The organism is Mesorhizobium sp. ES1-3 (assembly GCF_020164795.1).
Classification (GTDB): domain Bacteria; phylum Pseudomonadota; class Alphaproteobacteria; order Rhizobiales; family Rhizobiaceae; genus Mesorhizobium.
Window position 1 is genome coordinate 1 of record NZ_JAIUGW010000023.1, and the last position, 17,342, is coordinate 17,342.

At 63.1% G+C, this 17,342-nt stretch carries 15 protein-coding genes and 1 tRNA gene; 13 read left to right on the plus strand and 3 right to left on the minus strand.

The features are described 5' to 3' along the window. Positions 1-94: 94 nt before the first annotated feature. Both hisN and LB536_RS24430 read right to left on the minus strand, forming a co-directional pair. Positions 95-868: a histidinol-phosphatase gene (hisN, locus tag LB536_RS24425; RefSeq protein ID WP_140756053.1), complete on the minus strand. Its 774-nt coding sequence runs from the start codon at positions 866-868 to the stop codon at positions 95-97. 351 nt (positions 869-1,219) lie between these two features. After that, positions 1,220-2,161, minus strand: coding sequence for an N-formylglutamate amidohydrolase (locus tag LB536_RS24430; protein ID WP_224597115.1), 942 nt, complete (start codon positions 2,159-2,161; stop codon positions 1,220-1,222). Between the two features lie 162 nt (positions 2,162-2,323). On the opposite strand from LB536_RS24430, the gene cpdR reads away from it, so the two are divergent. Both cpdR and LB536_RS24440 read left to right on the plus strand, forming a co-directional pair. Continuing rightward, entirely contained in the window at positions 2,324-2,686 is a 363-nt protein-coding gene (gene cpdR, locus LB536_RS24435) for a cell cycle two-component system response regulator CpdR (protein WP_006199474.1), read from the plus strand. A 116-nt stretch (positions 2,687-2,802) separates the two neighbouring features. After that, positions 2,803-2,877: transfer RNA gene (locus LB536_RS24440), tRNA-Val, on the plus strand. A gap of 90 nt (positions 2,878-2,967) precedes the next feature. Here LB536_RS24440 and LB536_RS24445 read toward each other — a convergent pair. Continuing rightward, positions 2,968-4,119: a dihydrodipicolinate synthase family protein gene (locus LB536_RS24445; protein ID WP_224597116.1), complete on the minus strand. Its 1,152-nt coding sequence runs from the start codon at positions 4,117-4,119 to the stop codon at positions 2,968-2,970. Between the two features lie 240 nt (positions 4,120-4,359). On the opposite strand from LB536_RS24445, the gene LB536_RS24450 reads away from it, so the two are divergent. The 11 genes from LB536_RS24450 to LB536_RS24500 all read left to right on the plus strand — a co-directional run bounded on the left by LB536_RS24450 (position 4,360) and on the right by LB536_RS24500 (position 17,336). Then, positions 4,360-5,418 (plus strand): LacI family DNA-binding transcriptional regulator, encoded by a 1,059-nt coding sequence (locus LB536_RS24450; protein WP_224597117.1) that lies wholly within the window; start codon positions 4,360-4,362, stop codon positions 5,416-5,418. Next, positions 5,415-6,431 (plus strand): Gfo/Idh/MocA family protein, encoded by a 1,017-nt coding sequence (locus tag LB536_RS24455; protein ID WP_224597118.1) that lies wholly within the window; start codon positions 5,415-5,417, stop codon positions 6,429-6,431. The genes LB536_RS24450 and LB536_RS24455 overlap by 4 nt, the downstream gene beginning before the upstream one ends. Beyond that, a complete protein-coding gene (locus LB536_RS24460; protein WP_224597120.1) occupies positions 6,428-8,029 on the plus strand; it encodes an acyl CoA:acetate/3-ketoacid CoA transferase in 1,602 nt (533 codons plus the stop codon). The genes LB536_RS24455 and LB536_RS24460 overlap by 4 nt, the downstream gene beginning before the upstream one ends. Beyond that, positions 8,022-8,798 carry an enoyl-CoA hydratase/isomerase family protein gene (locus LB536_RS24465; protein ID WP_140756065.1) on the plus strand — a complete coding sequence of 259 codons (777 nt, stop codon included), beginning with the start codon at positions 8,022-8,024 and terminating at the stop codon, positions 8,796-8,798. Before LB536_RS24460 ends, LB536_RS24465 begins: the two co-directional genes overlap by 8 nt. A 17-nt stretch (positions 8,799-8,815) precedes the next feature. Then, positions 8,816-10,327 (plus strand): aldehyde dehydrogenase family protein, encoded by a 1,512-nt coding sequence (locus LB536_RS24470; RefSeq protein ID WP_224597122.1) that lies wholly within the window; start codon positions 8,816-8,818, stop codon positions 10,325-10,327. 58 nt (positions 10,328-10,385) lie between these two features. Further along, a complete protein-coding gene (locus LB536_RS24475; protein ID WP_140756069.1) occupies positions 10,386-11,639 on the plus strand; it encodes an ABC transporter substrate-binding protein in 1,254 nt (417 codons plus the stop codon). 90 nt (positions 11,640-11,729) lie between these two features. After that, entirely contained in the window at positions 11,730-12,686 is a 957-nt protein-coding gene (locus tag LB536_RS24480; protein WP_140756071.1) for a carbohydrate ABC transporter permease, read from the plus strand. Further along, positions 12,683-13,627: a carbohydrate ABC transporter permease gene (locus LB536_RS24485; RefSeq protein ID WP_224597124.1), complete on the plus strand. Its 945-nt coding sequence runs from the start codon at positions 12,683-12,685 to the stop codon at positions 13,625-13,627. Before LB536_RS24480 ends, LB536_RS24485 begins: the two co-directional genes overlap by 4 nt. Positions 13,628-13,631: 4 nt before the next feature. Then, entirely contained in the window at positions 13,632-14,747 is a 1,116-nt protein-coding gene (locus LB536_RS24490) for an ABC transporter ATP-binding protein (protein WP_224597126.1), read from the plus strand. 107 nt (positions 14,748-14,854) lie between these two features. Then, the gene (locus tag LB536_RS24495) at positions 14,855-16,369 is read left to right on the plus strand and encodes an FAD-dependent oxidoreductase (protein WP_224597128.1); all 1,515 of its coding nucleotides are present in this window, start codon (positions 14,855-14,857) and stop codon (positions 16,367-16,369) included. A gap of 205 nt (positions 16,370-16,574) precedes the next feature. Beyond that, a complete protein-coding gene (locus tag LB536_RS24500) occupies positions 16,575-17,336 on the plus strand; it encodes a 3-ketoacyl-ACP reductase (RefSeq protein WP_224597130.1) in 762 nt (253 codons plus the stop codon). Positions 17,337-17,342 lie beyond the last annotated feature (6 nt).

Below are 17,342 nucleotides of genomic sequence, written 5' to 3' on the forward strand. Positions count from 1 at the left end.
CCTCCAAAAATCAGCGTTGAATCTGATTTGCGCTTCCTTGGGAATCCCAACCCGTTAAATCGTCACTACGTCCTAGCGTCAACAAAGAAGCCGATCAGCCGCGCAGGGCGGCCATGGCGGCGGCATGAAGCTCCGGTGTCGCCGCCGCAAGAACATCGCCGCCATTCTCCGCCGGCCCGCCGTCGAAAGTGGTGACAACCCCGCCGGCTTTCTCGATGATCGGGATCAGCGCCACGATGTCGTAGGGCTTCAATCCAGGATCGGCGACGATGTCGACGCTCCCCGAGGCGATCATGGCGAAGGCATAGCAATCGGCGCCATAACGGGCGAGCTGTATCTGCTTCTCGAATGCGTCGTAGCGCGTGCGTGCCTCGCCCTTGAACAGCGCCGGCGTGGTGGTGAACAGCGTCGCCTCATCGAGTTTTGTCGTCTTGCGGGTCGACAGTTTTCGCGGACCTCCCGGCCCCTCGTAATGCGAGCCGGACTCGTTGGCGTAGAACAGCTCGCCGGTGAAGGGCTGCGCCATCATGCCGGCGACCGCGTCGCCATCGACCGTCAGCCCGACCAGCGTCCCCCACACCGGCAGGCCGGAGATGAAGGCGCGCGTGCCGTCGATCGGATCGATCACCCAGACGTGCCGGCTGGAGATGTTCTCGCTGCCGTGCTCTTCGCCCAGGATGCCATGGTCGGGATACTCGGCCGATATCAGCGCCCGGATCGCGCGCTCGGCCTCGCGGTCGGCCTCGGTGACCGGGTCGAAACTGCCCTTTTCCTTGTTGGCGACCGCGCCTTGGGCGCGAAAGCGCGGCAAGGTCTCGGCCGCTGCGGCTTGCGCGATGCGGCGCATGAAATCGATGCTGATGTCCAACTGATTCTCCCGCATTGCAGCATGCCCGAACCGGCTCTGCCGCCCGTCAAAACAAGCTTGTTTATCGATTTATCGCCGCGATAGCTGTTGCCGGAATGTCACTCCAACGCCATCGAGAGGCAATTTCCACATCACTGTGAATTAAAAAAGCCTGAACGTCCCTTGACATTTGTGCGCTGCACAATACCCTCATCCTCGGACAGGGTTTCCTGTCCATGCCCTCCTTGGGCGTTTCCTCCCTAGACTTCGACCGTATCGTGCAAACGATGCGGTCTTTTTTTCACCGCTCCGGAGCCTGCCGCCCAGAAAACGGCAAAGGGTCTTGGGCACGCATGAGACAAGGCGTGATCTTCACTCCGCGGCCAGCGGCAGGTCGATGAAATGATGGTCCGGCATCGCCATCAGGTCGGCTGAAAACCGCGTCAGATCGTCGGCCAGCGCGTCGAAGCCGGCGGCCTTCTCGAATGTTCGCTCATTCATGTAGAGCCCGCGATTGAGCTCGATCTGCAGCGCATGCAGATGACGCGCCGGGCGGCCATAATGTTCCGTGATGAAACCGCCGGCATAAGGCTTGTTGTGAGCAACGGTATAGCCCATCGCGGTCAGCAGCCCGATCGCGGTTTCGGTCAAGGCCGAGGTGGCCGAGATGCCGAAACGGTCGCCGATGATGAAATCCGGCCGCAGCCCGTTGTCACCGACGCGGATGCTCGCCGGCATCGAATGACAATCGATCAGCACGGCAAAGCCGAAACGGGCGTGGGTCCTGGTCAAAAGCCGCTTCAGCGTTTCGTGATAGGGCTTGTAGACGGCCTCGATGCGGGCAACCGCCTCGGCGAGCGGCAAGCGGCCCGCATAGATGTCGAGCCCCTCGCCCACCAGCTTCGGCACGGTACCGAGCCCGCCGGCGACACGCGCCGAGCGGATGTTGCAGAAGGACGGCACCGGCTCGGCGAACATGCGCGGGTCGAGTTCCCACGGCTCGCGGTTGACGTCGAGATAGGCACGCGGGAAATTCGCCGCCAGCATCGGCGCGCCCAGCGCCACGGCGCCGCCGAACAACTCGTCGACATAGCAATCCTCCGAGCGTCGGATGGCATTGCGATCGAGCCTCGCCATGGCAAGGAAGCGTTCGGGATAGTAGCGGCCGCTATGCGGTGAATTGAAGAGGAAGGGGACGCGCTGCTCGGCGCCCGAACGGATTTCGAAGGGTGGAAAGACCGAAAAATCCTCGGCTGCCGTCTTCAATTTGAACGAACCCGAAAACACCAGTGCATCATGACACGAAACTGCCACCTTGCCGGCCGCATGTCCAGCATTTCAGCGGTCGTGCCGCTGGGCAAATGTGGGTCAGGCGCGTCCGCGTTCACTTGATGTTTACTCTCACCTCCTCATATACAGGATGGTTAACGGGACTGCCCCACGGCAGTCTCTGGCGGGTGATTCGGACAGGATATCATGGCACGCATTCTTCTGGCGGAAGACGATGACGATATGCGTCGGTTCCTCGTCAAGGCGCTGGAGCGCGCCGGCTACCAGGTCAGCGATTTCGACAATGGCGCCAGCGCCTATGAGCGGCTGCGCGAGGAACCGTTCTCGCTGCTTCTGACCGACATCGTCATGCCGGAGATGGACGGCATCGAATTGGCACGCCGCGCCACCGAGATCGACCCCGACCTCAAGGTCATGTTCATCACCGGTTTCGCCGCCGTCGCGCTGAATCCGGATTCCAAGGCGCCGAAAGACGCCAAGGTTCTGTCCAAGCCCTTCCACCTGCGCGATCTCGTCAACGAGGTCGAGAAGATGCTGCAGGCGGCCTGAGCCACCTTCCGCAAGCCGCCGGCATCAGTTCCACAGCCGCGGCGAGACGACGTGTTTTTCCTCTTTTCCTGCTATTGACGCGCCGGACCAAAAATGGTGTATGCGCGGCTTCGGATGGGCGTGTAGCTCAGCGGGAGAGCACTGCATTGACATTGCAGGGGTCACAGGTTCAATCCCTGTCACGCCCACCATCCAACCCAGAAATTCGGCCCTTGCATCACGGCGCTCCCGTCTTGGCGCTCACCGGAATGGACGACGGCAGATTCGATCGCGAAACTCGTTTAGACGCCCGCGACGGCACACAGGCTTTTCATCCGCGACATGGCAAGGTCGGGATCGGCCAGCAATCCGGCCTGGTCGGCGAGGCGAAAGACTTCGGCATAATGGCGGATGCCGCGCGCCGACTGCATGCCGCCGACCATCGCGAAATGGTCCTGATGGCCGTTGAGCCAGGCCATGAAGACAATGCCGGCCTTGTAATGTTCGGTCGGCGCCTCGAAGATTTTTCGTGACAGCGGCACGGTCGGCGCCATCAGCGCGTCATAGCCGGCACGATCGCCATCAGCCAGCTTCGCCAGCGCGGCATTGGCAACCGGCGCGATCGCGTCGAAAATGCCGAGCAGTGCGTGCGAGTGCCGCTTGCCGTCTCCGGCGATCAGTTCGGGATAATTGAAGTCGTCGCCGGTGAACATCAACACACCGTCCGGCAGCCGGTTCCTGAGCGCCACCTCCCTGCCGGCGTCCAGCAGCGATATCTTGATGCCTTCGACCTTGCCGGCATGGCGCTCGATGATGGCGACCACCGTATCGAGCGCGGCCTCGAAATCGTCGTTGCCCCAATAGCCCTTCAAGGCCGGGTCGAACATGTCGCCCAGCCAGTGCAGGATGACCTTGCCGGAGGCCTGGCCCAATATGCGGTCGTAAACCAGGGCGTAGTCGTCCGGCCCCTTCGCCACGGCCGCCAGCGCGCGGCTGGCCATCATGATCGCCTTGCCGCCCTGGCCTTCGATGAAAGCGAACTGCTCCTCATAGGCGGCGATCACATCGTCCAGTGTCCTGGCCGACGCCGGCACGAGGTGGTCGGTTCCGGCGCCCGAGGCGAGATCGCCAGCGACGGTCCGCGCCTCCGCGATTGAACGGCGGATCAATTCCTGCGCATTTGTCCAATCGAAGCCCATGCCGCGCTGCGACGTGTCCATCGCCTCGGCGATGCGGAAGCCGAGCCGCCATAGATGATGACGAAACGCCATCGTCCTGTCCCAGTCGACAACCGGCAGCGACCATGGATCGGTCATATCAAGGGGATCGGCGACGACATGCGCGGCGGCATAGGCGATCCGCGAAAACCGTGCACCGATTACCGGTTGGACCGGCCGTCCGGCAAGCGCGTAGCGGGCGCTGCGGTCACCTTCGCCAGGCAAGACAATGTCCATCGATCTCTCCCTTCGCAGCGCCTATTAAATGGAACGTTCCAATAAATCAAGAACCTTTAGGATTCGAAGTGACCCGCCAACCAATGCTGCGTTGCAACACAAGACCCCTTGGATGGCAAACTGTTGGACCACGTATGACCGCGTCGTCTGATTGAGAAAAAATCCCGATTGACTCATCCATGGAGCATAGATTAGAACGTTCCAATAAATTCGATTGAGAAAACCGGGGAGGATATCTGGATGGCCAGCCGGGCCAAGGCGACGATCTTCGACATTGCCCGCGAGGCGGGCGTGTCCAAATCGACCGTGTCGCTCGTGCTCCAGGGCAGCGGGCTGATCCGTCCCGAGACCGCGGTCAAGGTGCGCAAGGCGATCGAGGATGTCGGCTATGTCTACAATCGCGGCGCCGCCAATCTGCGCAAGGCCCACTCCAACGTCATCGGCATGGTCATCAACGATCTCACCAACCCGTTCTTCGCGGAACTGGCGGTGGGCATGGAGCGTGTTTTCCAATCGGCCGGTATCGTGCCCTTCATCGCCAACACGGCCGAAAATCCGGTGCGCCAGGAAGAAGTACTGAAGTCGCTGATGGAACAGGGCGTCGCCGGGCTCATCGTTTCCCCGGCGCGCGGCACCACGCCAGGAGCGTTCCGGCGGCTGGAAATAGCCGGTCTGCCGATTGTCTTCGCCATGCGCCGGCTGCCTGAAAGCCGCATTCCGGTGATTGCTCCCGACAATCATCGGGGCGCCTATCTCGCCACCGCTCATCTCATTGGCAAGGGGCACCGCCGGCTGGCGTTCTTCGGCGGCTCGTCCGACCTGGTGGTCTATCATGAGCGGCTGGGCGGCTTTCGCGAAGCCTGCGAAACGCTCGGCATCGACGCCCGCGACGCGCTCATCATCGAGGGCGAGACCAACCGCAGGGGCGGCATGGCCTGCCTGGAAACGTCGCTCGCAATGGTCGAGCCGCCAACCGCGGCGCTCTGCTTCAACGATGCCGTCGCCTTCGGCGTCATGCTGGCGCTGCGCAAGCGCAGGCTCGAGCCCGGCCCGGATTTCGCCGTCGTCGGCTTCGACGATGTGGTCGAGGCCGAGCACTATATGCCGCCGCTGACCAGCGTCGCGGTGGACTCCGCCGGTCTCGGCGAACGCGCGGCCCACGTCATGATCAAGTTGATCCAGTCGCGCACCACGCGCGCTGAGGACCATATCGGCGCCGTCAATCTCGTGGTCAGGGAAAGCTGCGGCCCAGATCGCCGCACGCGAAACAGGCCTACGGCAACGGGAGCCGCGACATGAGCGTCAAATGGGGGCTGATCGGCGCCAGCACGATCGGCCGGCAGTTCATGATCGACGCCATTCGCGCGCAAGAGGGTGGCGAGATATCAGCGGTGATGAGTTCCAACCCGGACCGCGCCGCGGCCTATGCAAGGGAAAATGGCATTCCGGCCGCCGTATCGAATCTCGATGCCTTGCTCGGATCCGACATCGACGCCGTCTACATCTCGACCACCAACGAACTGCATCTCGAACAGGCACTGGCCGCGATCAAGGCGGGAAAACATGTGCTGTGTGAGAAGCCGCTGGCGCTGACCAGCGACGACGCGCGCAGGATGGTCGTTGCGGCCAAGGCCGCGGGCGTCGTGCTTGGAACCAATCATCATCTGCGCAATGCCGGTGCTCACCGCGCCATGCGCGAGGCTGTTACCGCAGGTCGCATCGGCCAGCCGATTGCCGCGCGGGTTTTCCACGCCGTCTACCTGCCCGAAAACCTGCAGGGTTGGCGCATCGCCAGGCCTGAGGCGGGCGGCGGCGTGGTGCTCGACATCACCGTACACGATGCCGACACGCTGCGCTTCGTGCTTGGCGACGATCCGGTCGAGGTTTCCGCTTTTACGCAATCCGCCGGTATGGCCGGCAGCGGGCTAGAAGACGGCGCCATGTGCATCTGGCGCTTCAAGTCGGGCCTTATCGCGCAATCGCATGAAGGCTTCACCACCAGATTTGCCGATACCGGCTTCGAGGTGCACGGCTCGCAAGGGTCGCTCATCGCCCGCAATGTCATGACGCAAAAGCCGGTGGGCTCAGTCCTTCTGCGCACCGCCAGCGGCGAGGAAGAATTGAGCTTCGACCGCGAGAACCTCTATGTCAGGTCGGTGGACCGGTTCCATGCCGCGATCCGTGGCGATGACCAGCCCTCCGCCACCGGAGAAGACGGCATCTGGTCGCTCGCATCAGCCGAGGCGGCATTGCAATCGGCCAATTCCGGCAAGGCCGTCAAGATCGACCCGAAACTCGGGAGCATGAATTGAGCAAGGTCGTTTCACCGGCGCAGGCAGCCAGCCTGATCAAGGACGGCATGGTCGTCTCGGTGTCCTCGTCGAGCGGCCTCGGCTGTCCGGATGCCGTGCTCGCCGCCATCGGCGAACGCTTCGACAGCGAGGGCCATCCCAAGGACATCACCACGCTACACCCGATCGCCGCCGGCGACATGTATGGCATCAAGGGCATCGATCATCTGGCCCAGCCGGGCCTTTTGAAGCGTACGCTGTGCGGCTCCTATCCGTCCGGCCCCTCCTCCGCCGAGCCGCCGCGGATCTGGAAGATGATCGGCGACAATTCCGTTGCCGCCTATAACGTGCCATCCGGCATCCTGTTCGACATGCACCGCGAAGCCGCCGCCAAGCGGCCGGGCGTGCTGACCAAGGTCGGCCTCGACACTTTTGCCGACCCGCGCCACCAGGGTTGTGCCATGAACGCCGCCGCCGGCGAGCCGATCGTGTCGGTGCAGCAATTCGACGGCGAGGAATGGCTCTATTTCCGCGCCATCGTGCCCCAGGTCTCGATCATCCGCGCCACCACGGCGGACGAGCGCGGTAACCTGACCTATGAGCACGAGGGCGCCTATCTCGGCGGCTTGGAACAGGCGCTCGCCGCCCGCAACAATGGCGGCATCGTCATCGCGCAGGTCAAGCGCGTCGTCGAGAATGGCACGCTGAAGCCGCATGATGTGCGCGTGCCCGGCGTGCTGGTCGACCATATCGTCGTCGCGCCGGACCAGTTGCAGACGACGCTGACGCCTTACGATCCGGCGATTTCTGGTGAAATCTTCCGGCCGCTGTCGAGCTTCCGCAATGCCGAGATGAACGTCCAGAAGGTGATCGCGCGCCGCGTCGCCATGGAGCTCCGCGATGGCATGGCCGTCAACATCGGCTTCGGCATCTCGGCCAACGTGCCGCGCATCCTTCTGGAAGAAGGCCAGCACGGCAAGGTCACTTGGGTGATCGAACAAGGCGCCGTCGGCGGCGTGCCGCTGCTCGACTTCAAGTTCGGCTGCGCCTCCAACGCCGAGGCGATCATGCCCTCGCCACACCAGTTCATCTATTTCCAGGCCGGCGGTTTCGACGCTTCGCTGCTTTCCTTCCTGCAGATCGACCGCCACGGGTCGGTCAACGTGTCGAAGCTTTCGGCACGGCCGCACGTTACCGCCGGAGCCGGCGGCTTCGTCGACATCACGTCGCGGGCAAAGAAGATCGTCTTTTCCGGCTTCTTCAATGCAGGGGCCAAGCTGTCGCTCGCCAATGGCGGCATCCGCATCGACGCGGAAGGCAAGGTCAAGAAAGTCGTCGAGGCGGTCGAGCACATCTCCTTCTCCGGCAAGCGCGCGGTCGCGCAGGGACAGGACATCACCTACGTCACCGAGCGCTGCGTGATGAAGCTGACATCAGATGGGCTGATGGTGACGGAACTGGCGCCGGGTATCGACCTCGAGCGCGATGTGCTTGGTCAAGCCGAGATCCCGCTCAACGTAGCCAACGACCTCAAGGTGACGCCCGCCGCGCTCTACCAGGATCGGCCGATCGGCCTGTCGCTGAATGGCGGCGCCTCGCTCGGAGGCGCGCATGGCTGAGCGCCTCGTGACCTTCGAGCAGGATGGCGCGATCGGCATCGTCACCTTGCGCCGGCCCGAAAAGTTCAACGCGCTCGACATTCCGATGCTGCGCGCGCTGGAAGCGGCGCTCGATGAGGCGGAAAGCGCCGAGGATGTGCGCGTCGTGCTCATACGCGGCGAAGGCAAGGGTTTTTGCGCCGGCGGCGATGTCGAGGCCTGGGGCGGCATGAACGCCGCCGATTTTCAGGTGCAATGGGTGCGCTACGGCCACCGTGTCTTCGACCGGCTGGCACGGCTACGCCAGCCGACCATCGCGGTCTTGTCTGGCCATGCGCTCGGCGGCGGGCTCGAACTGGCTGTCGCTTGCGACTTCCGCGTCGCGGAAACGCAGGTGAAACTCGGCTTCCCCGAAACCTCGATCGGCGTCGTCCCCGGCTGGTCCGGCACGCAGCGCGCCGTGCGTCGCTTCGGCGCCCAGACGGTGCGTCGCATGGCGCTTGGCGGCGAGATTTTTCTGGCGGCGGAAGCACTTGCGCTGGGTATCGTCGATCGCGTCGTCGAAACCGGCAAAGCGTCGGATGAAGCCAAGACATGGGCTGAAAAAATCGCCGAACGCGGACCGCTGGCGACCGAAGCCGCCAAGCTGATGATCGCGGTGGCGGAAGGCGAGGAAAGTGCAGCTGCAACGGAAGCCTTGGCCAGCGGCTTCATAGCGCTAACCAGCGATCTCAAGGCCGGTGTCGGCTCCTTCAAGACCAAGCAGAAGCCCGTGTTTTCGCGTTCCTAGGACAGAGTGGAAATCACATGAATGCACCTCTCAAGATTTCCATGCCTGCCGAGGCCTCTGCGGCCCCCAAGGCATACAAGCTGCTGATCGACGGCAAGCACGTCGATGCCCGCGATGGCCGCATGCTGAAACGCAAGAGCCCCGGTCACGGCTTCACCGTTTCACACTATGCGCAGGCAGGTGCCACCGAAGTGGAAGCCGCGATGCAGGCGGCGCACAGGGCGTTCGAGACCGGTCCCTGGCCGCGCATGAAGGCGGCCGAGCGTGCCGCGATCCTGCTCAAGACGGCCGACCTGATCGAGGCCCGGCTGGAAGACATAGCGCGGCTCGATGCACTGGAATCCGGCAAGCCGATCGCCCAAGCGCGCGGCGAGATCGGCGGCGCCGTCGACATCTGGCGCTATGCAGCTTCGCTCGCCCGAACGTTGCATGGCGAAAGCTACGCCAATCTCGGCGACGCCATGCTGGGCGTCGTGCTGCGCGAGCCGATCGGTGTCGTCTCGATCATCACGCCGTGGAACTTCCCGTTCCTCATCGTCAGCCAGAAATTGCCTTTCGCGCTCGCAGCCGGCTGCACGGCGGTGGTCAAGCCGAGCGAGATGACCTCGGCCTCGACCTTCCTGCTTGGCGACATCCTGCTCGAAGCCGGCGTTCCCGCGGGCGTCGTCAACATCCTCGCCGGCCTCGGCGCCGATGTCGGCGCGCCGATGGTCAGCCATCCCCTGGTCGAGATGGTTTCGTTCACCGGTTCCACCCGCGTCGGCAAGATGACCATGGCGGCGGCCTCGAATTCCCTGAAGAAGGTCTCGATGGAGCTCGGCGGCAAGAACGGCCAGATCGTGTTCCCCGATGCCGATCTCGAGGCGGCCGCCGACGCGGCGGTGTTCGGCGGCTTCTTCAATGCCGGCGAATGCTGCAATGCCGGCAGCCGGCTGATCGTGCACGAGGCGATCGCCGGTGATTTCCTGGCCGCTGTGAAGGCATTGACCGCCAAGGTAACGGTGGGCGATCCGCTCGATGACAGGACCAAGGTCGGCGCGATGATTTCGTCCGACCATCTTGCCAAGGTGACCGATTACGTGGCGGCGGCCGCGAGTGACGGCGGCAGCATCTTCAGCGGCGGTCGGCAGCTCCCCTCCAATGCCGGCCAATATCTCGATCCGACGATCTTGCGCGACGTCACCGAAAACATGGCCGTCGCCCGCGAGGAAGTGTTCGGGCCGGTGCTCTCGGTGCTGACCTTTGAATCGATTGAGAAGGCGTTGCACATCGCCAACAACACGCCCTATGGTCTGTCGGCGGGTGTGTGGAGCGCCAGCATCGACACCTGCATGTCGGTGGCGCGGGGCGTGCGTTCGGGGACGGTCTGGGTGAACACGTTCATGGAAGGTTATCCAGAACTGCCGTTCGGCGGCTATAAGCAATCGGGCTTGGGCCGCGAACTCGGCAAGCGCGCCGTCGAGGACTATACCGAGGAAAAGACAATCCAGTTTCATCGCGGCCAGCGCACCGGTTGGTGGGTCGGCTGAGTTGGGAAGAACCCGGTGGCCTGCCACCGGTCGTGTAATGCAACAAGGGAGGAAGTACATGTTGCGCAAACTGCTTATCGGAACGGCTCTTGCGACAAGCTTTGTGTTCTCGGCCCACGCCGCGGACGTCAAGGAAGTGCAGATGCTGCATTGGTGGACGTCGGGCGGCGAAGCGGCGGCCCTCAACGTGCTCAAGCAGGATCTGGCCAAGGAAGGCTATGCCTGGAAGGACGTGCCGGTGGCCGGCGGCGGCGGCGATGCCGCCATGACCGCGCTGAAGGCGATGGTCGCGGCCGGCAACTATCCGACCGCCTCGCAGATGCTCGGCTACACCGTGCTCGACTATGCCGCGGCCGGCGTCATGGGCGACCTCACCGAGACGGCCAAGAAGGAAGGTTGGGACAAATCGGTTCCGACCGCCCTGCAGAAATTCGCCGTCTATGACGGCAAGTGGGTCGCCGCTCCGGTCAACGTCCACTCCGTCAACTGGCTGTGGATCAACAAGGCGGTGATGGACAAGATCGGCGGCACCGAGCCGAAGACCTTCGACGACTTCGTGGCATTGCTCGACAAGGCCAAGGCGGCCGGTGTCACTCCGCTCGCGCTTGGCGGCCAGAACTGGCAGGAAGCCACCATGTTCGATTCCGTCGTGTTGTCGACCGGCGGGCCGGAATTCTACAAGAAGGCGATGAACGACCTCGACGACGCGTCGCTTAAGTCCGACACGATGAAGAAGTCGTTCGACAATCTCGCCAAGCTCGTCACCTATGTCGACCCGAACTTCTCGGGCCGCGACTGGAACCTCGCCACCGCCATGGTCATCAAGGGCGATGCGCTGGTGCAGGTCATGGGCGACTGGGCCAAGGGCGAGTTCCACGCCGCCAAAAAGACCCCGGGCACCGACTTCCTCTGCTACCGCTTCCCGGGCACCGACGGCTCGGTGATCTACAACTCCGACATGTTCGGCATGTTCAACGTTCCGGAGGACCGCAAGGCCGCCCAGATCGCTCTGGCCACCGCCACTTTGTCGAAGAGCTTCCAGTCGGCCTTCAACGTCGTCAAGGGTTCGGTTCCGGCCCGGACCGACGTGCCAGACACCGACTTCGACGCTTGCGGCAAGAAGGGTATTGCCGACCTGAAGAAGGCCAATGAAGGCGGCACGCTGTTCGGCTCGCTCGCCCAGGGCTACGGCGCGCCTCCGGCGGTCGCCAATGCCTACAAGGACGTCGTCTCCAAATTCGTCCATGGTCAGATCAAGACCTCGGACGAGGCGGTGACCGAACTGGTCAAGGCGATCGACGACGCCAAGTAAGCGCTACGTACGAAAACACCTTCCCCGCTCCGGCGGGGAAGGGTCCCCGGTCCGTGAGGCCGGTCGGCCGGACGCCGACGGGAGGAACCCATGAGCACAGTCGCGACAACCCAGATTAAGCTGACGCCGGAGCATGCCCGCCCGCGCGCCTCTGTGCGCTCGCGCCTGCAGGATGCCTTGCCGAAAATCGTGCTGGCGCCGAGCTTCGCCATCACCATCGTTTTCGTCTACGGCTTCATCCTGTGGACGATCTATCTGTCCTTCACCAACTCCAAGACCTTCCCGTCCTACGCCATAACGGGCGGGCGTGCCTATCAGCGACTGTGGGGCTGGACCTTCGACACCGACCCGCCATCGAGCTGGTACACGTCGATCACAAATATGGGCATTTTCGGTTTTCTCTACATCTTGATCTGCCTGGCGCTCGGCCTGTTCCTGGCCATCCTGCTCGACCAGAAGATCCGCGGCGAAGGCGTTTTGCGCCCCATCTACCTCTACCCGATGGCGCTCTCCTTCATCGTCACCGGCGTCGCCTGGAAATGGTTCCTCGACCCCGGCCTCGGTCTTGAGCAGACGCTGCATCAATGGGGCTGGACGAGCTTCCATTTCGACTGGATCAAGAACAAGGATTTCGTCATCTACACGGTGGTCATCGCCGGCGTCTGGCAGGCTTCCGGCTTCATCATGGCGATGTTCCTGGCCGGCCTGCGCGGCATCGACGGCGAGATCATGAAAGCGGCGCAGATCGACGGCGCCACCACCTTCCAGCTCTATCGCCGCATCGTCATTCCGCTCTTGCGGCCGATCTTCCTGTCGGCCTTCATCGTGCTCGCGCACCTTGCCATCAAATCCTACGATCTGGTGGTGGCTCTGACCAGCGGCGGTCCCGGCGGCTCGGCCTGGCTGCCGTCCAACTTCATGTATGAATACACCTTCAAGCGCAACGAAATGGCCGTCGGTTCGGCAAGTGCGGTGATCATGTTGATGACCATCGTCGCCATCATCGTGCCCTACCTCTATTCGGAACTTAGGGAGAAGTCGCGATGAGCGCCGTCACCGCTCCCGCCCGCCAGGTCAGCCGTGGCGTCAACGTCAAGATCGTCAACCGCATCGTCATCTACGGGCTTCTGGCGCTGTTCGCACTGTTCTACCTGATGCCGCTATTCGTCATGCTGGTGACCTCGTTCAAGACCATGGACGAGATCCAGAACGGCAACATGCTTGCGCTGCCCACGGCGCCGACCTTTGAGCCCTGGCTGAAGGCCTGGGGTGAGACCTGCGTCGGCCTCACCTGCGCCGGCATCAAGGGTTATTTCTGGAATTCCATCAAGATGGTGGTTCCGGCCGTGCTGATCTCGACCATGCTCGGCGCGCTCAATGGCTACGTGCTGACCAAATGGCGTTTCCGCGGCGCAACCCTGGTGTTCGGGCTGATGCTGTTTGCGTGCTTCATTCCGTTCCAGTCGGTTCTCTTGCCGATGGCGACGATCCTGGGCAGCCTCGGACGGTTCGGCGTGACGCTGCAGAACACGATCGGAACCAGCTTCGGCCTCGGCAATTCGACGGTCAACCTGGTCTTCGTCCATGTCGTCTACGGCATCGGCTTCACCACACTGTTCTTCCGCAACTATTACGAGGCGTTCCCGACCGAACTGGTCAAGGCCGCGCAAGTGGACGGCGCTTCCTTCTTCCAGATCTTCCGGCGCATCATGCTGCCGAACTCGATGCCGATCTTCGTCGTCACCGTCATCTACCAGTTCACCAACATCTGGAACGACTTCCTGTTCGCCTCCGCCTATGCCGGCACCGGTGACGCGATGCCGATGACGGTGGCCCTCAACAACGTCGTCAACACCTCGACCGGCGTCGTCGAATACAACGTCAACATGGCGGCGGCGATGATCGCCGCGCTGCCCACCCTTCTCGTCTATGTGCTCGCCGGCCGCTATTTCGTGCGCGGTCTGATGGCCGGCGCGGTCAAAGGATAACCCAATGGCTTTTCTGGAAATTGATGGTCTGAGGAAGCGTTTTGGCCAGGTCGAGATCCTGAAAGGGATTAACCTCGAGCTGGAAAAGGGCGGCTTCCTGGTGCTGGTCGGTCCGTCCGGCTGCGGCAAGTCGACCTTGCTCAACACCATTGCCGGACTGGAGACGATCACCTCTGGCGATATCCGCGTCGACGGTCGCACCATCACCGATCTGCATCCGTCGAAGCGCGACATCGCCATGGTGTTCCAGAGCTACGCACTCTACCCGAATATGACGGTCGCCGGGAACATCTCCTTCGGCATGGAGATGCGCGGCGTGCCTGCCGACGAACGCCAGAAGGCGATCGACAAGGTGGCCAAGGTGCTGCAGATCGGCCATCTCCTGCAGCGCAAGCCGGGCCAGCTCTCCGGCGGCCAGCGCCAGCGCGTCGCCATGGGCCGGGCACTGGTGCGCGACCCCAAGCTGTTCCTGTTCGACGAGCCGCTGTCCAACCTCGACGCCAAGCTGCGCGTCGACATGCGCATCGAGATCAAGCGCCTGCATGCCACCACCGGCACAACCATCGTCTACGTCACCCACGACCAGATCGAGGCGATGACGCTGGCGACCAAGATCGCCGTCATGCGTGACGGCGAGGTGCAACAGTTCGGCACGCCGGCCGAGATCTACAACAACCCCGCCAACGTCTTCGTCGCCGACTTCATGGGGTCGCCGGCGATGAACCTGATCCCGGCCACCATCGACGGCAACGGCGGCGACCTGGCCGTCGTGCTCGATCGCGAGGCACGCCAGCCGATCACCTTGCCGATGGCCAACGCTCCGGCCGGATTGTCGGCGTTCAAGGGCAAGCCGGTCATCTTCGGCGTTCGCCCGGAGGCGCTCACCGATCCGGAAGGCGCGGAGCGCAACGCCTCGCAAATCGCCACCGCCGATTGCCATATCGAGGTTGTGGAGCCGGCCGGCTCCGACACTTTCGCCGTTACCAATCTCGGCGGCAAGGGCGTGGTGGCGCGGCTGCGCGCCGATGCAAACATCCAGCCGGGCACCAACACGCCGCTCGCCTTCAACCTCACCAAGGCGGTGTTCTTCGATCCGGCGACCGAGAGCCGTATTCGCTGATGCGTGTCGTCCAAAAGTGGATCCGGTTTTGGGGCAACGACATGCATCGAAACAAAAGAACTAAAGCGGGCGGCATGTGTCAATTCAAACGCGGCGCGCTTTAGGCGATGGCAAACCCCGATATCGTCATCATCGGTTCCGGGATCGGCGGCGCCACGATTGCCTCCGGTCTGGCCGGCAGCGGCGCTTCCATCCTGATGCTGGAGCGCGGCGAGCCGTTGCCGTCGACGCCGCACGCGCGCGACACGCGCGCCATCTTCGTTGACGGCCATTACCGGCCGAAGGAAATGTGGCGCGAGGCTGGCGGCGCCACCTTCAACCCAGGCAACTATTATTACGTCGGCGGCAACTCGAAATTCTTCGGCGCGGTGCTGATCCGTTACCGCAAGGAAGATTTTTCCGACATGGAACACTTTGGCGGCGTCTCGCCCGCATGGCCGTTCTCCTATGACGAATTCGAGCCTTGGTATTCCAGGGCAGAACAGCTTTTCCGGGTGCGCGGCACGCTTGGCGAGGACCCGACCGAGCCGTTCCACTCCATTCCCTATGCCTTCAAGCCGGTGCCTGACGAAGCGCCGATCGCGCGCGCCCGTGCCGAACTCAAGGGGCTGGGCCTGCATCCAGCCTCACTGCCGCTCGGCGTCGACATAGAGACATGGCTGAAGGAGGGCAGGACCGGCTGGGACGCCTTCCCGAACACTGGTCAGGGAAAGATGGACGCCCAGACGGCACCGCTGGCGGCGGCGCTCAAGGACGAGAACATCAAGCTCGAAACCGGCGCCTATGTCGAATATCTCGAGACAGCCCCGGACGGCAAAACCATCTCGGCCGTTCACTATCGCCAGAACGGCGAGCCGAGGAAGGTCGCGCCCAAGCTGGTGATCCTGTCGGCCGGCGCGGTCAATTCAGCCGTCATCCTGCTGCGCTCGCCCTCACCCGGTAATGGCAAGGGAGGAGGCAAGGGCTTGGCCAACCGCTCCGACCAGGTCGGCCGCAACTTCATGAACCACAATTCGAGCGCCATGCTGGCGATCGATCCGCGCCGCAGGAACGATGCCGTCTACCAGAAGACGCTGATGCTGAACGACTACTATCTCTCGGACGGCAAGGGCGGCAAACCGCTCGGCAATGTCCAGCTTCTCGGCAAGATCGACGGCAACATGCTCAAGGCCAATGTGAAGCGGGTGCCGAAATTCGCGCTCGACTTCATGGCCGGCCATGCCGTCGACTGGTACCTGATGTGCGAGGACCTGCCAGATCCCGAAAGCCGCATCATGGTCGACGGCAAGGACATCGTCATGCAATGGCGACGCTCCAACATGCAGTCGCTGGAAGGCCTGACCAAGGTGATGCGCGAGAATTTCCGCGCCTGCGGTTATCCCCTCGTGCTGTCGCGCCCTTTCGACAAGCGCACGCCCTCGCACCAGTGCGGCACGGTGAAAATGGGCGACGATCCGGCGACGTCGCCGCTCGATCCGTTCTGCCGCGCCTTCGATCACCGGAACCTCTTCGTCGTCGACGCCAGTTTCCTGCCGAACTCAGCCGCCGTGAACCCGGCGCTGTCGATCGCCGCCCAGGCGCTGCGGGTAGCGGACCACATCCGTAAGAGCGAATTTCAATGATAGGTTCGCGCCGCCCCTCATCCGCCTGCCGGCACCTTCTCCCCGTAAGCGGGGAGAAGACAGCTCGCCGCAACCCCGGCGCTCTTCTTGCCACGCTGGCGATTAGCGAAAGCGGCCGCGACGGCCTCCTTCTCCCCGTCACTATACGGGGAGAAGTGCCCGGCAGGGCGATGAGGGGCGGCGCTAGCATACGGATAGGTATCCAATGACCCGTCCCGCAGCCATCGTCACCGGCGGCGCGCGCGGCATTGGGCTTGCCTGCGCCGAGGCGCTGGCCGATGCCGGCTTCGACATCCTGGTCGCCGATCTTGCCGATAGCCCCGTCAAAGGGCTAACAGAAAATATTATAGAGCGTGGCGCGGCCTTCGCTTACCATCCCTGCGACATCGCTGATCTTTCCGCTCACACCACACTTGTCGACGCTACCCTGCGCGCGTTCGGCCGCATCGATTGCCTGGTCAACAATGCCGGCGTCGGCGCTGCGGAGCGCGGCGACCTGCTGGACCTCAAACCCGACAATTTCGACCGCGCCCTCGGCGTCAACCTGCGCGGCACCGTCTTCCTCAGCCAGGCCGTCGCCAGGGCGATGCTCCGCCAGCCCAGCGATCATGCAAGATTGATCATCACCATCACCTCGGTCAGCGCCGAGATGGCCTCTCCGGAGCGTTCCGAATATTGCATGTCGAAAGCCGGGCTTTCCATGTGGGTGAAGAACCTGGCGCTCAGGCTCGCCCCGGAAGATATCGGCGTGTTCGAACTGCGGCCGGGCATCATCCGCACCGAGATGACGGCAGGCGTCAGCGCCAAATATGACGCTTTGATAGACAGCGGCCTGGTACCGGCGAAACGCTGGGGCGAAGCCTCCGACATCGGCGCCATGGTGGCCGCACTTGCTGCCGGCAGACTGGGCTTTTCGACCGGCTCGATCATCAATGTCGACGGCGCGCTTTCCGTGCCCCGGCTGTGAACGGAT

Excerpts from the sequence above, each read along its gene's own strand:
- cpdR (WP_006199474.1), top strand. The coding sequence starts at position 2,324 with ATGGCACGCATTCTTCTGGCGGAAGACGATGACGATATGCGTCGGTTC.
- LB536_RS24445 (WP_224597116.1), bottom strand. The coding sequence starts at position 4,119 with ATGGACATTGTCTTGCCTGGCGAAGGTGACCGCAGCGCCCGCTACGCG.
- LB536_RS24450 (WP_224597117.1), top strand. The coding sequence starts at position 4,360 with ATGGCCAGCCGGGCCAAGGCGACGATCTTCGACATTGCCCGCGAGGCG.
- LB536_RS24455 (WP_224597118.1), top strand. The coding sequence starts at position 5,415 with ATGAGCGTCAAATGGGGGCTGATCGGCGCCAGCACGATCGGCCGGCAG.
- LB536_RS24465 (WP_140756065.1), top strand. The coding sequence starts at position 8,022 with ATGGCTGAGCGCCTCGTGACCTTCGAGCAGGATGGCGCGATCGGCATC.
- LB536_RS24470 (WP_224597122.1), top strand. The coding sequence starts at position 8,816 with ATGAATGCACCTCTCAAGATTTCCATGCCTGCCGAGGCCTCTGCGGCC.
- LB536_RS24475 (WP_140756069.1), top strand. The coding sequence starts at position 10,386 with ATGTTGCGCAAACTGCTTATCGGAACGGCTCTTGCGACAAGCTTTGTG.
- LB536_RS24480 (WP_140756071.1), top strand. The coding sequence starts at position 11,730 with ATGAGCACAGTCGCGACAACCCAGATTAAGCTGACGCCGGAGCATGCC.
- LB536_RS24485 (WP_224597124.1), top strand. The coding sequence starts at position 12,683 with ATGAGCGCCGTCACCGCTCCCGCCCGCCAGGTCAGCCGTGGCGTCAAC.
- LB536_RS24490 (WP_224597126.1), top strand. The coding sequence starts at position 13,632 with ATGGCTTTTCTGGAAATTGATGGTCTGAGGAAGCGTTTTGGCCAGGTC.
- LB536_RS24495 (WP_224597128.1), top strand. The coding sequence starts at position 14,855 with ATGGCAAACCCCGATATCGTCATCATCGGTTCCGGGATCGGCGGCGCC.
- LB536_RS24500 (WP_224597130.1), top strand. The coding sequence starts at position 16,575 with ATGACCCGTCCCGCAGCCATCGTCACCGGCGGCGCGCGCGGCATTGGG.